13 protein-coding genes are annotated in these 13,435 nt (G+C 71.1%); 3 read left to right on the top strand and 10 right to left on the bottom strand.

The window, feature by feature from the left end; translation table 11 throughout:
• The first annotated feature begins 51 nt into the window (after positions 1-51).
• Entirely contained in the window at positions 52-981 is a 930-nt protein-coding gene (locus IE260_RS30555; protein ID WP_373303431.1) for a 5'-3' exonuclease, read from the top strand.
• A 162-nt stretch (positions 982-1,143) separates the two neighbouring features.
• A complete protein-coding gene (locus IE260_RS30550; protein WP_189877732.1) occupies positions 1,144-1,986 on the top strand; it encodes a siderophore-interacting protein in 843 nt (280 codons plus the stop codon).
• Positions 1,987-2,004: 18 nt separating this feature from the next.
• On the opposite strand, the gene IE260_RS30545 is transcribed toward IE260_RS30550, so the two are convergent.
• Positions 2,005-2,586, bottom strand: coding sequence for a GNAT family N-acetyltransferase (locus IE260_RS30545; protein WP_189877730.1), 582 nt, complete (start codon positions 2,584-2,586; stop codon positions 2,005-2,007).
• A gap of 80 nt (positions 2,587-2,666) precedes the next feature.
• On the opposite strand from IE260_RS30545, the gene IE260_RS30540 reads away from it, so the two are divergent.
• Positions 2,667-3,638, top strand: a complete 972-nt coding sequence (locus IE260_RS30540) for an RluA family pseudouridine synthase (protein ID WP_189877728.1) — start codon at positions 2,667-2,669, stop codon at positions 3,636-3,638.
• Here the strand turns inward: IE260_RS30540 and IE260_RS30535 are convergent.
• From IE260_RS30535 to IE260_RS30495, 9 genes are all read right to left on the bottom strand, one after another.
• Positions 3,632-5,131 (bottom strand): cytochrome P450, encoded by a 1,500-nt coding sequence (locus IE260_RS30535; protein ID WP_189877726.1) that lies wholly within the window; start codon positions 5,129-5,131, stop codon positions 3,632-3,634. The two genes, IE260_RS30540 and IE260_RS30535, sit on opposite strands and share 7 nt — an antisense overlap.
• A 53-nt stretch (positions 5,132-5,184) precedes the next feature.
• Positions 5,185-5,805, bottom strand: a complete 621-nt coding sequence (locus IE260_RS30530; RefSeq protein ID WP_189877723.1) for a GTP-binding protein — start codon at positions 5,803-5,805, stop codon at positions 5,185-5,187.
• Positions 5,786-6,202: a DUF742 domain-containing protein gene (locus tag IE260_RS30525; protein WP_189877721.1), complete on the bottom strand. Its 417-nt coding sequence runs from the start codon at positions 6,200-6,202 to the stop codon at positions 5,786-5,788. The genes IE260_RS30530 and IE260_RS30525 overlap by 20 nt, the downstream gene beginning before the upstream one ends.
• Positions 6,199-6,576: a roadblock/LC7 domain-containing protein gene (locus IE260_RS30520; RefSeq protein ID WP_373303430.1), complete on the bottom strand. Its 378-nt coding sequence runs from the start codon at positions 6,574-6,576 to the stop codon at positions 6,199-6,201. The genes IE260_RS30525 and IE260_RS30520 overlap by 4 nt, the downstream gene beginning before the upstream one ends.
• A gap of 26 nt (positions 6,577-6,602) precedes the next feature.
• The gene (locus tag IE260_RS30515; RefSeq protein ID WP_189877717.1) at positions 6,603-8,222 is read right to left on the bottom strand and encodes a sensor histidine kinase; all 1,620 of its coding nucleotides are present in this window, start codon (positions 8,220-8,222) and stop codon (positions 6,603-6,605) included.
• A gap of 326 nt (positions 8,223-8,548) precedes the next feature.
• Positions 8,549-11,401 carry a DEAD/DEAH box helicase gene (locus tag IE260_RS30510; RefSeq protein WP_189877715.1) on the bottom strand — a complete coding sequence of 951 codons (2,853 nt, stop codon included), beginning with the start codon at positions 11,399-11,401 and terminating at the stop codon, positions 8,549-8,551.
• A gap of 105 nt (positions 11,402-11,506) precedes the next feature.
• Positions 11,507-12,454: a twin-arginine translocase subunit TatC gene (gene tatC / locus IE260_RS30505; RefSeq protein ID WP_189877713.1), complete on the bottom strand. Its 948-nt coding sequence runs from the start codon at positions 12,452-12,454 to the stop codon at positions 11,507-11,509.
• Between the two features lie 47 nt (positions 12,455-12,501).
• Positions 12,502-12,786, bottom strand: coding sequence for a Sec-independent protein translocase subunit TatA (gene tatA, locus IE260_RS30500; RefSeq protein ID WP_189877711.1), 285 nt, complete (start codon positions 12,784-12,786; stop codon positions 12,502-12,504).
• Positions 12,787-13,069: 283 nt separating this feature from the next.
• Complete coding sequence (locus IE260_RS30495; RefSeq protein WP_189877709.1) at positions 13,070-13,264, bottom strand: hypothetical protein; 195 nt, start codon at positions 13,262-13,264, stop codon at positions 13,070-13,072.
• Positions 13,265-13,435 lie beyond the last annotated feature (171 nt).

Raw genomic sequence — 13,435 nt, 5'->3', positions numbered from 1 at the left:
TCGTCGCCCGCACCCCGTGCCGCACCGAGGCCCCGCCGTTGCTGCGGCATGATGCGTGGCGTGACCGGACGACTGATGCTTCTCGACACCGCCTCCCTCTACTTCCGCGCCTACTTCGGCGTCCCGGACTCCGTGAAGGCACCCGACGGCACGCCGGTGAACGCCGTGCGCGGACTCCTCGACTTCATCGACCGCCTGGTGAAGGACCACCGGCCCGACCACCTGGTGGCCTGCATGGACGCCGACTGGCGGCCGCACTGGCGGGTGGAGCTGATCCCCTCGTACAAGGCGCACCGCGTCGCCGAGGAACAGAAGACGGCGCCGGACGTGGAGGAGGTGCCCGACACGCTCTCGCCGCAGGTGCCCGTCATCGAGGCCGTCCTCGACGCGCTCGGCATCGCCCGCGTGGGCGTGGCGGCGTACGAGGCGGACGACGTCATCGGCACCTACACCGCGCGGGCCGCCGGCCCGGTCGACATCGTCACCGGCGACCGGGACCTGTACCAGCTCGTCGACGACGCCCGCGGCGTACGCGTGCTCTACCCGATCAAGGGTGTCGGCAGCCTCCAGCTCACCGACGAGGCCGTACTGCGCGAGAAGTACGGCGTCGACGGCCGCGGATACGCCGACCTGGCAGTCCTGCGCGGCGATCCGAGCGACGGCCTGCCGGGCGTGGCCGGCATCGGCGAGAAGACGGCCGCCAAGCTGCTCGCGGAGTTCGGTGACCTGGCCGGGATCATGGCCGCGGTGGACGACCCCGGGGCGAAGCTGACGCCCTCGCAGCGCAAGCGGCTGACCGAGGCGCGGCCGTACCTCGCGGTCGCACCGAAGGTCGTCCGGGTCGCCGACGACGTACCGCTGCCCGAGGTCGGCACCGCGCTGCCGCGCACGCCGCGCGATCCCGCGGCGCTGGCGGAGCTGACGGCCCGCTGGGGCCTCGGCGGTTCCCTGGAACGGCTGCTGACGACACTCACCTCCTGAGCGGTGCGGCCCGGGCAAGCAATGCTTGCGCGGTGAATCACCACCCCGCCGAGGGGAAGCCGTACTCTGCGCGGGGCGTTCACCAGCTCTCGTCCATGAGGTGTCAGGTGGGGGGAAGGTGCTAACTTAGGTAAACCTAACTCAGGGAACAGGGAGGCCGTCATGGCAGACCGTCCGGGCCGCAGGCCGCGCAAGCCCCACACCGCACGGGTCGTCCGCACCGAGCGGCTGACCCCCCACATGCAGCGCGTGGTGCTCGGCGGCGAGGAGCTCGCCGGATTCCCGGCGGACACCTGCACCGACCACTATGTGAAGCTGCTGTTCCCGGCCGCGGGCGTGACCTACCCGGAGCCCTTCGACATGGAGCGCATCCGCGAGGAGTTCCCGCGCGAGCAGTGGCCGGTGACCCGGACGTACACCGTGCGCCAGTGGGACGCCGAACACCTGGAGCTGACCCTGGACTTCGTGATCCACGGGGACGAGGGACTCGCCGGGCCCTGGGCGAAGCGCGTGCGGCCGGGCGAGACGGTGCGGTTCATGGGCCCCGGCGGCGCCTACGCCCCCGATCCCGCCGCCGACTGGCACCTGCTCGCCGGTGACGAGAGCGCCCTGCCCGCGATCGCCCGTTCCCTGGAGGCGCTGCCCGACGGCGCCCGCGCCTTCGCCTTCGTGGAGATCGACGGGCCCCAGGAGGAGCAGAAGATCGACTCCGACGTGGAGGTCGTCTGGCTGCACCGGGCCGGCCGGCCCACCGGTCAGGCCCTGGTCGAGGCCGTGCGCGCCCTGGACTTCCCCGAGGGACGGGTGCACGCGTTCGTCCACGGCGAGGCGGGCTGCGTCAAGGAGCTGCGCAAGCTGCTGCGAGTGGAGCGCCAGATCCCCCGCGAGGACCTGTCCATCTCCGGTTACTGGCGGCTCGGCCACAACGAGGACGGCTGGCAGGCGTCGAAGCGGGAGTGGAACGCGCGCATCGAGGCGGAGCAGGAGGGCGCGTCCGCCGCGTAGGACGACGGACGCCTCACCTCAGTCGCCGCGCACGCGCGCGTGCAGGTGCATGTCGTGCCAGCCGTCGGAGTGCAACAGGGCACTGCGCTTGGTGCCCTCCAGGGCGAAGCCGGTCTTCTCCGCGACCCGGCACGACGCCTCGTTGGCCACCGAGTGGCTGAGTTCCAGACGGTGGAAGCCGGTCTCGTCGAGGGCCCAGCGGGCCAGCGCAGCCGTGGCACGTGCTGCGACGCCCTGCCCACGGGCCGCCGCCACGGTCCAGTACGCGACCTCGGCCACGCCGTCGCCGAGCAGGACGTTGCGCAGGGCGACCCGGCCGAGCAACCGGTCGTCGGCCGCGTCGGCCACCGCCCACTGGACGTCCTTCTCCTCGGCCCAGGCCCGCTGCCATGCCGCGATCCAGCCGCGGACCTCGTCGACGGATTCGGCGGCGCGGATGTGCCACCGGTGCATCAACGGGTCCTGGAAGGCCGCGTGGACGGCAGGCGCGTCCTCGGCCCGCCACGGGCGCAGGACCAGGCCGTCACCGGTGGGAAGGGTGGGCTGCCGGGACCCGGAGAGGGCTCCCGCGGGAAGAACCGCGCTGGTGAGATAGGGCATGATCCGCATCCTGCCAACAGGCCGGTGACGAGCCCAGCGGTTTTCCGGTGCCGCGCTTCCGCCTCGTACGCTGGCACACGATGAGACGCCGTACCCCTCCCCCGCCCTCGCCCCTCCGGCAGCGCCACGGAGTGGATCCGGTGCGCGTGCGGCTGCCCGCCGCCGGGGCCTGGCCGACCGTGCGCGAACACCTGGTGGAGCGGCTGTCCGGTGCGGGGCCCGGGGTGATCGACGGCATGTTCGACACCGGACTGATCGTCGGGGCGGACGGCCGGGCGGTCGCCGCGGACGCCCCGTACGTGCCCGGGATGTACGTGTGGTTCCACCGGCAGCTGCCCGCCGAGGTGCCGGTGCCCTTCACGCTGGAGGTCGTGCACCGCGACGAGCACATCGTCGTCGCCGACAAGCCGCACTTCCTGGCCACCACCCCGCGCGGCGGCCACGTCGCCGAGACCGCGCTCGCACGACTGCGCCGCGAGCTGGACCTGCCGACGCTCACCGCCGCGCACCGCCTCGACCGGCTCACCGCCGGGCTGGTGCTGTTCACGGTCCGCCCGCAGGAGCGCGGCGCCTACCAGACGCTGTTCCGCGACCGGCGGGTGCGCAAGGAGTACGAGGCCGTCGCCCCCTACGCACCCGCGCTCGGCCTGCCGCGCACGGTGCGCAGCCGGATCGTGAAGGAACGCGGGGTGCTGACCGCCCGCGAGGTCGAGGGCGAGCCGAATGCGGTCAGTGACATCGAGCTGATCGCCCACCGCGGCGACGGGCCGGCCCGGTACCGGCTGGTGCCCCGCACGGGCCAGACCCACCAGCTGCGCGTGCACATGAACGCCCTCGGCGTGCCGATCCTCGGCGACCCGCTCTACCCGGTGGTGACCGCACCCGTGCCGGCCGGTGACTTCCGGCGCCCGCTGCAACTGCTGGCGCGGGGACTGGAGTTCACCGATCCGGTCACGGGGCGGGAGCACCGCTTCCGCAGCGGGCGTACCCTGCGGGCCTGGACGTCGTACGACGACTGGGCCGGCGCCGCCGCCCCGGCCGGCCGTCAGTAACCGCGCCACCAGCGCAGGAAGCGCTGCCAGGCACCCAGCGGTCGGGGTGGTTCCGGCACCGGCTGGGGCTGCGTCGCGGCCGCCGCCACGGGCGGCACGGGCTGCGGCCGGCTCTGGGCCGGCGGTGACTGCGGCTGCGGCTGTTCCCGGGTGCCGACGTGCCAGGCGGCCGCGGGCTGCGGCGGGGCCGGGGCGTGGCTCGGCTCCTGCGTCACCTCCTGCTGCGGCTTGGGTTCGAACCGTACCGGCAGCTCCACCAGGTGCCGCGAGGCGATCGACGACCGCCAGCTCAGCTCGTCCTCCGCGCAGGCGAGCTGTACGTCCGGCAGCCGCATCAGCAGCGCGTCGATGCCGGCGTCGGCGATGGCACGCCCGATGTCCTGACCGGGGCACTCGTGCGGTCCGCCGCCGAAGGCGAGGTGGGAGCGGTTGCCCTGCATGCCGGCGGCGAGGTCGGGCCGGATGCGCGGGTCGACGTTGCCCGGCGCGATGCCGAACAGCAGCCCGTCGCCCTTGCGGATGCGCTGGCCGCCCAGCTCCGTCTCCTGCTTGGCGAAGTAGGCGAAGACCGTGCTGAACGGCGGCTCGTCCCACAGGGACTGCTCGACCGCCTCGGGCACGGTCATCTGGCCGCCGCTGAGCTGGGCGCGGAATCCCGGGTCGGTGAGCACCACGCGCAGCACGTTGCTGATGAGGTTGACGGTCGCCTCGTAGCCGGCCAGGAGGACCACGCGCAGGTGCTCCCTGACCTCGTCGTCGGTGAGTCCGGCCGGGTGGTTGACGAGGTGGCCGGCGATGTCGTCCTGGGGCTGGGCACGCCGTCGGGCGGTGAGCCGTGCCAGCGCGTCCATCACGTAGGCGTGGCTGGCGATGGCCGTCTCGGTTCCCTTGAGCGTGTCGCGGGCGGCCTCCACCATCCGGTCGTTGAACTCCTCCGGCATGCCGAGGAGATGGCACATCACGCCCATCGGCAGGTGCTCGGCGAACTGGCCGACGAGGTCGGCGCGGCCCTCCTCGCAGAACCGGTTGACCAGACGCTGGGTGTACCGCTTGATGTGGCGGCGCAGCTCCCGGAAGTTGATGGTGGACATGGCGCCGGTGACCGCGCCGCGCAGCCGCTTGTGCTCGTCGCCCTCGGCGTGGGAGCAGATGGGCTGCCAGGCGATGTGCGGCATGAGCGGATGGTCGGGCTTGACCATGCCCTCGTTGAGCGGGGTCCAGATACGGCTGTCGCGGCAGAACTGGGCGGGGGTGCTCACCAGGTGCAGGTTCTCGGCGTGCCCGAGGACCACCCAGATCGGTACGTCGTCGTGGAGGAGGGCGGGCGCCACGGGCCCGTGCCGCTCCCGCAGCTGCTCGTACAGCTCGTCCAGGTCGTCCGCCTCGTACAGCCGGTGCAGTCCACCCGGTCCGAGGCCGTGCGCGGGGCAGCCGGGCGGTGGCTCGAGCAGGGGGTCGCCCGTTCCGGTCGGGGCGTGGCGTTCAGGCGTCACAGTGTCGCTCCGCAACAGAGGTGTGGGTCGAGGGGGTTGGTCGGCCGCGCGGGTCAGGTGAGCGCGCCCTTCATGGCGAGGGAGTGCAGGAAGCGCATCAGGGTCATCAGGACGTCCCGGCTGGAGGCCCGGCGCCGCACGTCACAGTCGAGGATGGGGATCTCCTCGGGCAGGTCGAGCGCCGTCCGCAGCTCCGCGACCGGGTAACGGGGCGCGTCAGGGAAGGAGTTGACGGCGACCACGAACGGCACGCCGCGCTCCTCCAGCCGTCCCATGACGTCGAAGCTGACCTCCAGACGGCGGGTGTCGACCAGCACCACCGCACCGAGCGCACCCTCGAAGAGGCCGTTCCACAGGAACCAGAAACGCTCCTGGCCGGGCGTGCCGAAGAGGTACAGCACCAGCTGGTCGGTGATGCTGATGCGGCCGAAGTCCATGGCCACCGTGGTGGCGGTCTTGGAGGCGGAGCCGAAGTTGTCGTCGATGCCGATGCCGGCCTGGGTCATCGTCTCCTCGGTGGTCAGCGGTCTGATCTCGCTGACCGAGCCGACCATGGTGGTCTTGCCGACGCCGAAGCCGCCGACGATGACGATCTTCACGGCGGCCTCGGCCGTGTGCGGCAGCCGGTCCTCCGTCCGTGGGCCCGGAATCGTGTCAGAGCTTTTGAAGTCCATGCATCACCGCTTCGAGAAGGGATCGGTCGGCGACCTTCTGGCGGACGATCGGAGCGCGGGCCTGCACCAGTTCCGCCGCCAGCAGGTCGGTGAGCAACACGGCCACCACGCTGTACGGCAGGCTCAGGTAGGCCGACAGCTCGGCGACGGACAGAGGCGCGGCGCACAGCCGCAGCACGGCCGCCTGCTCCGGAGTGGCGGACACCGGCGGGTCGGCGCGCGCCACGATCAGCGTGACCAGGTCGAGGTCGGCGGCGCGCTCCCCGCCCGCTTCGCCGCCGATGACGAACAGCCGCTCGGGATTGCGGAGCTCCCCCTCCTTGGGGGGCGTGTCCGCCGGGGGAGGCACGGCGGGCGGCTGCCCCGGAGATCGCCTCTGGCGCTGGGGAGGAGTCATACGGTCTGCCCGTTGCGCCGGGCGGGACTGGTCAGATGGGGGCCGATCCGGGCGACCAGGTCAGCCATGCTGAGGCCCATCCGGCCGGGCTCGCAACGGACGTCGGAGAGCACCGCGAGGTAGGCGTTGGGGCCGGCGGCCATCAGATAGAAGTAGCCGCCGTTCATCTCGATGAGGACCATCTTCATCTCGCCGTCGCTGGTGGGGATCTCCTGGGCGACGGCACCCGCCAGGCTCTGCAGTCCCGCGCAGGCGGCGGCGACGCGGTCGGCGGCGTCCGGGTCGCCGGAGTAGCGGGCGATGCGCAGCCCGTCGGCGGAGAGCACCACGATCATCTCGATGCCCGGGACGCCGTCGTAGAGGTCCCTGAGCATCCAGTCGAACTTGCCTTGCTGCTCGATCACTTGAGATTCCCCTCGTCGTCGGCCGGGGCGTGGGCCGGCTCGTTGCTGGACTGCTGGTGGGCCTGGGTGATGCCCGGATGCCCCTTGAGGCCCTCCCAGAAGGCCCCGATCCAGTGCCCCGGCGGGAGTTCCTCGGTCTTCTCCTTCTCGGGCTCGGGCTCCTCGGTCACCGACAAGCCGTTCCGGGCCCGTTCGGCGGCCTCGCGGGCCTCGCGCTCGGCCTCCTCCCGTTCCCAGGCCGCCTGCTCGGCGAGCCGCTGGCTGAGCGGCATCTTGACCCGGCGGCGGCGCTGCGGGAGGCCGCCCGCCGTCCACTCGGTGACCACGGGCACGTCGTCCTCAAGGGAGACCGTGGCCGGAATGCGCGGACTGGTGGGACGGCGCTTCTTGGGCGGGCGGTTGGGTCCGGGCAGCGCGTCCGGGCCCGGGCGCGGAATAGAGGTCGCGCCGATGCCGTGGGCGAGTCCGACACCGGGCTCGTCGGTCATCATCTTGCTCGGCACGATGAGGATGGCCCGGACCCCGCCGTACGCGGAGGCCCGCAGCGAGACGTCCATCCCGTACTGCGTGCACAGCCGGCCGACGACGGACAGGCCGAGGCGCGGGTGGGCGCCGAGGTCCTGCACGTCGGTGCCGCGCTTGGCCTCTTCCAGCAGGCCCTCGATGCGGGCGCGGGACTCCTCGCTGAGGCTGACGCCGGCGTCCTCGATCTCGATGCAGACGCCGCTCTGCACCTCGGTCGCGGTGACGTGCACCTTGGCGTGCGGCGGCGAGTAGCGGGTGGCGTTGTCCAGGAGTTCCGCCGCGGCGTGGATGACCGGCTCGACCGCGGTTCCCTTGATGTTGACCTTGGCGATGGAGGCCAGGTTGATCCGGCGGTACTCGAGGATCCGGGACATGGCGCCGCGCAGCACGCTGTACAGCGCGACCGGCTCGGGCCACTGGCGTCCGGGCCGGCCGCCGCCGATGACGGAGATGGAGTCGGCGAGTCGGCCGATCAGCGCGGTGCCGTGGTCGATGCGCAGCAGGTCGTCGAAGACCTCGGGGTTGCGGCCGTGGTCCTCCTCCATCTCGCGGAGTTCCTTGTTCTGCTGGTGGACGATCGCCTGGACGCGGCGGGCGATGTCGACGAAGGAACGCTCGCCGGACTCGCGCATCGCGATCTCGTGGTCGACGATGCCGCACACCATGCGGATCAGCTTGCGCTGGGGCTCGCCGAGGTCGACGTAGGAGGGGTCGAGATCGCCCAGGTGCCGCATGACCTCGTCGGGGGTGTTCCCCTTGCGCATGTAGCGGATCGCCGCGGGCAGGATCTCGCCGCCGATACGGGCCATCTCCTCCTGGTGGCCGGCGATCCGGCGTTCCAGGGACGAGGTGTGACGGGTGTGTTCGGCGCGCAGGGCCCTCAGGGTGCGGCCGCGGCGGACCGCTTCGCCCGCCGCGACGATCACCAGGAGCGTGGCGACGGCCCCGCACCAGACGACGGCCGGACGGGCCGGCTCCGTCACCAGGGCGACGGCGGCCCCCGTCGCCGCGGCCATCAGTATGGCCGGCAGCAACAGCACCCGCGTGTAGGGGAGTTCGCGTCGGCCGGGAGGGGAATCAACACTCACCATGTAGGCCCTCTGAAAACGAATCGGCAGGGATGGGGGAGCTTGCAGGGGGGTATGTCAGGGAGTTGTGCGCATCTTCTGCACATAGGGAACAAGCGCACGAATTCGCCTCAACTCGGTGCGCTGCGGGCGAGCTTAGTCCGAGCGGATCATCGCCGTGTCATATTCAGCAAGCGCCTGAAACGGGCACCGGGGCGGTAGTAGCCTCGGACCCATTTGCACGCAGCGGAGTTACTCGAACACCCGTCGTAACGACGTACGGACATACGAAAACCACTCACCGCAAGGGGTGAGTGGTTTCCGTTCCGACGGACCGTCCGCCGCGGCGGTCAGCCCACCGACGAGTAGGCGACCACCCCGCGCAGCAGTCCGTCGACCGCCTTGCGCGCGTTCTTCGGGACGGTCGAGCCATCGACGGGCGCGGCGGCCGCGATCTGACCGAGGACGTCGATGACCTGCTTGCACCAGCGCACGAAGTCACCGGCCGGCATCTCCGCCTCCCGCAGCACCTCGTCGAGGCCCTTGCCGGAGGCCCACATGTACGCGGCCCAGGCGAAGCCGAGGTCGGGTTCGCGCTGGCCGACGCCCTCGGTCTGGCTGATCCGGAACTCCTCCTCCAGCGCGTCGAGCCGGCCCCAGATACGGACCGTCTCGCCGAGCGCGGCCTTGGCCTTGCCCGAGGGCAGCTTCGGCGCCATGGCGTCGTCGGCGACCCGGGACTCGTACACCAGCGCCGAGACGCAGGCGGCGAGTTCGGCCGGGGAGAGTCCCTCCCAGACCCCCTCGCGCAGGCACTCGCTGGCGAGCAGGTCGAGCTCGCCGTAGAGCCGGGCGAGCCGCTTGCCGTGCTCCGTGACCTCGTCGCCGCGCAGGTAGTCCATCTCCGTCAGCAGCGCGACGATCCGGTCGAAGGTACGGGCGATGGTGTTCGTCCGGCCCTCGATCCGGCGCTCCAGCTGCGAGGTGTCGCGCAGCAGCCGGTGGTAGCGCTCGGCCCAGCGCGCGTGGTCCTCGCGGTCGTCGCAGCCGTGGCAGGGATGGGCGCGAATCGCCTTGCGCAGGCGGGCGATCTCCCGGTCGTCGGCGGCCTGGGACCGCTTCTTGCGGGCCCGCTCGGGCGGGATGTGCCCCGCCTTGGTGCGCAGTGCGGAGGCGAGGTCCCGGCGGGACTGCGGCGAGCGCGGGTTGAAGGACTTCGGGATCCGCATCCGCTCCAGCGCCTCGACCGGCACCGGGAAGTCGATCGACGCCAGCCGCTTGACCTGCCGCTCGGCGGTCAGCACCAGGGGGCGCGGCCCGTCGTGGTACTCGAAGCCGCGGTGGCCGTTGGACCGCCCGGCGGGCAGGCCGGGGTCCAGCACCAGGGCGAGGCCCGCGTACTTGCCCGTGGGCACGTGGATGACGTCGCCCGGCTTGAGCTTCTCCAGCGCCACGGCCGCCTCGGCACGCCGCTGGGCGGCGCCCTGCCGGGCCAGCTCCGTCTCGCGGTCCTTCAGCTCGCGGCGCAGCCGCGCGTACTCCTCGAAGTCGCCGAGGTGGCAGGTCATGGAGGCCTTGTAGCCCTCCAGGCCCTCCTCGTTGCGCTGCACCTGCCGGGAGATCCCGACGACCGACTTGTCCGCCTGGAACTGCGCGAAGGAGGTCTCCAGCAGCTCCCGCGAGCGGTGCCGGCCGAACTGCTCGACCAGGTTGACCGCCATGTTGTACGACGGCTTGAAGCTGGACCGCAGCGGGTACGTGCGCGTGCCGGCCAGTCCGGCGAGGTGCTCGGGGTTCATCCCGCGCTGCCACAGCACGACCGCGTGGCCCTCGACGTCGATGCCGCGCCGGCCGGCCCGGCCGGTGAGCTGGGTGTACTCGCCGGGGGTGATGTCGGCGTGCTGCTCGCCGTTCCACTTGACGAGCTTCTCCAGCACCACGGAACGGGCGGGCATGTTGATACCGAGGGCGAGGGTCTCGGTCGCGAAGACCGCCTTGACCAGGCCGCGTACGAACAGCTCCTCCACGACCTCCTTGAAGGTCGGCAGCATGCCCGCGTGGTGGGCGGCGATGCCCCGCTCCAGGCCCTCCAGCCACTCGTAGTAGCCCAGGACGTGCAGGTCCTCCGGGGGGATGGAGGCCGTGCGCTCCTCGACGAGGGCGCGCACCTGTTCCCGCGCCTCCTCGTCGTTGAGCCTGAGCCCCGCGTACAGGCACTGCTGGACGGCGGCCTCGCAGGCGGCGCGGCTGAAGATGAAGGTGATCGCCGGCAGCAGCCCCTCGGAGTCGAGCCGCTCGATGACCTCCGGCCGGCTCGGCGTCCAGATGCGGGAGCGCTGCCTGCGCTCCCGCTCGCGGTCGGCCTCCTTCATGGCCCGGCCACGCCTGCGGTCCTGGTACGACGGGCGGCTCGCCTCCATGCGTGCCATGCGCGTGAGGTCGGGGTTGACGGCCTTCTTGTGACCCTCGCCCTCCTCGAACAGGTCGTACATCCGGCGCCCGGCCAGCACGTGCTGGAACAGCGGCACGGGCCGGTGCTCGGCGACGATCACCTGGGTGTCGCCGCGCACGGTGTCGAGCCAGTCGCCGAACTCCTCCGCGTTCGACACGGTGGCCGACAGTGACACCAGGGTCACCGACTCGGGGAGGTGGATGATCACTTCCTCCCAGACGGCGCCGCGGAAGCGGTCGGAGAGGTAGTGCACCTCGTCCATGACCACGTAGCCGAGGCCGAGGAGGGTCTGGGAGCCGGCGTACAGCATGTTGCGCAGCACCTCGGTGGTCATCACGACCACCGGGGCCTCGGAGTTCACGCTGTTGTCGCCGGTGAGCAGGCCCACCTTCCCGGTGCCGTAGCGGCGGCACAGGTCGGCGTACTTCTGGTTGGACAGCGCCTTGATGGGCGTCGTGTAGAAGCACTTCTTGCCCTGCTGGAGGGCGAGGTGGACGGCGAACTCGCCGACGATCGTCTTGCCGGAGCCGGTGGGTGCGGCCACCAGCACGCCCTTGCCCGCTTCGAGGGCCTGACAGGCCTCGATCTGGAAGGGGTCGAGGCCGAAGTCGTACATCTCGCGGAAGGAGGCGAGCGCGGTGGCCTGCTCGGCAGCGCGCTTACGGGCTGCCGCGTACCGCTCGGCCGGTGAGAGGTCCTCTGTCATCGTGCTTTCGAGCGTACCGGGCCACACTGACAACAGGACGATCATTATCCGGATCAGGGTCCGGCCCCGGCGGGGCCCGGGCCGCGTCGCGGGGACGCACGGCCCGGGCGTGGCGTCACATCACGTCACGTCACGGTGTGTCACGTGGCGTCACGTCACGTCGTCGTAGCCGTTGACCCGCTCCGTCTTCGCCTGCTCGGGCAGGGCGCGGCTGGCCGTCACGGGCTCGACCTCGCCGACGTCCTCCGGGGTGAGGTCCAGCTCGGAGGCCTCGTCGTCGGCGGGACCCAGGGCCTCCTGGCGGCGCCTGCGGCGGTCGTTGAGCAGGGCGATGGCCACGGCGCCGAAGTACAGCACCCAGATCGGTCCGGCCAGCGCCATCATGGTCAGCGGGTCCGTGCTGGGCGTGGCGATGGCGGCGAACAGCGTGATGCCCATGATCATCGCACGCCACCAGCCGAGCATCCGCTTGCCGGTCAGCACCCCGGTGAAGTTGAGCATGATCAGCAGCAGCGGCAGCTCGAAGGAGAGACCGAAGACGATCACCATGCGCGTGACGAGGTCGAGCAGGTCGTCCAGCGGCAGCAGGTTGTCGACGCCGAAGGGCGTGAACTCGATCAGGACCTTCGCCGTGGTGGGCAGCACCTTGTAGGCGAAGAAGGCACCACCGAGGAAGAGCGGGACGCCCGTGGCGACGAAGGCGTAGGCGTACTTCTTCTCGTGCCGGTGCAGCCCCGGGGCGACGAACGCCCACAACTGGTAGAGCCAGATCGGGGAGGCGAGCACGACACCCGCCATCAGGGAGACCTTCAGCGCCAGGGTGAAGGGCGTGAGCAGACCGTTGATCGTGATCTGCGCACACCGGTTCTCGTCCGCCGTCTTCGCCAGCTCCTCGAAGGACTTCGAGCAGCCGACCGAATCGAGGACCGGCTTGGTGAAGAAGTTGATGATGTCGTTGTAGAAGAAGGCGGCGACGACGGTGACGACGACGATGGCCAGCAGCGCCTTCGCGAGCCGGTTGCGGAGCTCACGGAGGTGCTCCGCAAGGGGCATCCGCCCCTCGGGATCCTTCTCCTTCTTGCGGGCAGGCTTCAGCAACCCACGTTCCCATCTCGTGCGGCGGGCCGGAGGTCACCGGCCCTGCGTCAGCGCTTGGTCGTGTCCGTCGGCTCGGTGACCGGGCGGGAGCTGGTCACATCGCCGGGGGCGGCCTGGATGGTGCGCTGCGCCGGGGGCTGCTCGCCGGTGTTCGGCGGGTCGGCGGGAGCGGAGGACTTGTTGTCCTCCTTCATCGCCTTGGCCTCGCTCTTGAGGATGCGCGCGGACTTGCCGAGCGACCGCGCCATGTCCGGAAGCTTCTTCGCGCCGAACAGCAGGATGATGACGACGAGGATGAGAATGATCTCGGGGGCGCCGAGCCTTCCGAACATAAGTCTTTACCTTCTCACCGAGGCGACTGGGTGGGGGTGCTGTCCGACCGGTCGGACATGCGTCCGATCGATCGTGTTGTGCAGCGATCGTAACGCTCAGGGGTGAACGTGAGGCAATCCCTGTGCGTACTCCCGTCCGCGTCCGGGCCTCGTTCTCCGGTCCGCGACCAGCAGCGTACCTGCCGGGACCTGTGGGGTGACAGGGCGAAGTGGCCCAAAACGCAACTCACGGACGTCCGCTGCGTCACTCACGGACGTCCGGCGCGTATCGGCATCCGGACCTTCACAGGGTGTCCACGGCGCGGGCCGCGCTCGCCGCCGCCCGCTCCAGGTCCTCCGCGGCCCGGTTGATCCGGCGCGCCGATTCCGTCACCTGACTGCCCAGACGCCGGGCCTCCACGAACACCCGCACGGCGAACACCGCGAGAACGGCAAGACCCACGAAACCCACGGCAACCGCGAACATCGGCCAGAACATGACGCCGAGCCTAGACCGTCGGGCGGCACCGCCCTAAACCGTGGAGCCCTTGAACCGTGGAGCCCAAGACCGTGGCGCCTTGAACCGTGGAGCCCTAGGTCCTGTCTGACAAAGGATCTTGGTTGGGTTCGCGGAGCCAGAGGATGAGTGCGGCGAGGTGGACTCCGGCCT

This window comes from Streptomyces viridiviolaceus, assembly GCF_014650995.1.
Taxonomy (GTDB): Bacteria; Actinomycetota; Actinomycetes; order Streptomycetales; family Streptomycetaceae; genus Streptomyces; species Streptomyces viridiviolaceus.
Note: the sequence above shows the minus strand (reverse complement) of the source record. Positions and strands in the feature narration are given on the sequence as shown.

Excerpts from the sequence above, each read along its gene's own strand:
- IE260_RS30555 (WP_373303431.1), top strand. The coding sequence starts at position 52 with ATGCGTGGCGTGACCGGACGACTGATGCTTCTCGACACCGCCTCCCTC.
- IE260_RS30550 (WP_189877732.1), top strand. The coding sequence starts at position 1,144 with ATGGCAGACCGTCCGGGCCGCAGGCCGCGCAAGCCCCACACCGCACGG.
- IE260_RS30545 (WP_189877730.1), bottom strand. The coding sequence starts at position 2,586 with ATGCCCTATCTCACCAGCGCGGTTCTTCCCGCGGGAGCCCTCTCCGGG.
- IE260_RS30540 (WP_189877728.1), top strand. The coding sequence starts at position 2,667 with ATGAGACGCCGTACCCCTCCCCCGCCCTCGCCCCTCCGGCAGCGCCAC.
- IE260_RS30530 (WP_189877723.1), bottom strand. The coding sequence starts at position 5,805 with ATGGACTTCAAAAGCTCTGACACGATTCCGGGCCCACGGACGGAGGAC.
- IE260_RS30525 (WP_189877721.1), bottom strand. The coding sequence starts at position 6,202 with ATGACTCCTCCCCAGCGCCAGAGGCGATCTCCGGGGCAGCCGCCCGCC.
- IE260_RS30520 (WP_373303430.1), bottom strand. The coding sequence starts at position 6,576 with ATGCTCAGGGACCTCTACGACGGCGTCCCGGGCATCGAGATGATCGTG.
- IE260_RS30515 (WP_189877717.1), bottom strand. The coding sequence starts at position 8,222 with ATGGTGAGTGTTGATTCCCCTCCCGGCCGACGCGAACTCCCCTACACG.
- IE260_RS30510 (WP_189877715.1), bottom strand. The coding sequence starts at position 11,401 with ATGATCGTCCTGTTGTCAGTGTGGCCCGGTACGCTCGAAAGCACGATG.
- tatA (WP_189877711.1), bottom strand. The coding sequence starts at position 12,786 with ATGTTCGGAAGGCTCGGCGCCCCCGAGATCATTCTCATCCTCGTCGTC.
- IE260_RS30495 (WP_189877709.1), bottom strand. The coding sequence starts at position 13,264 with ATGTTCTGGCCGATGTTCGCGGTTGCCGTGGGTTTCGTGGGTCTTGCC.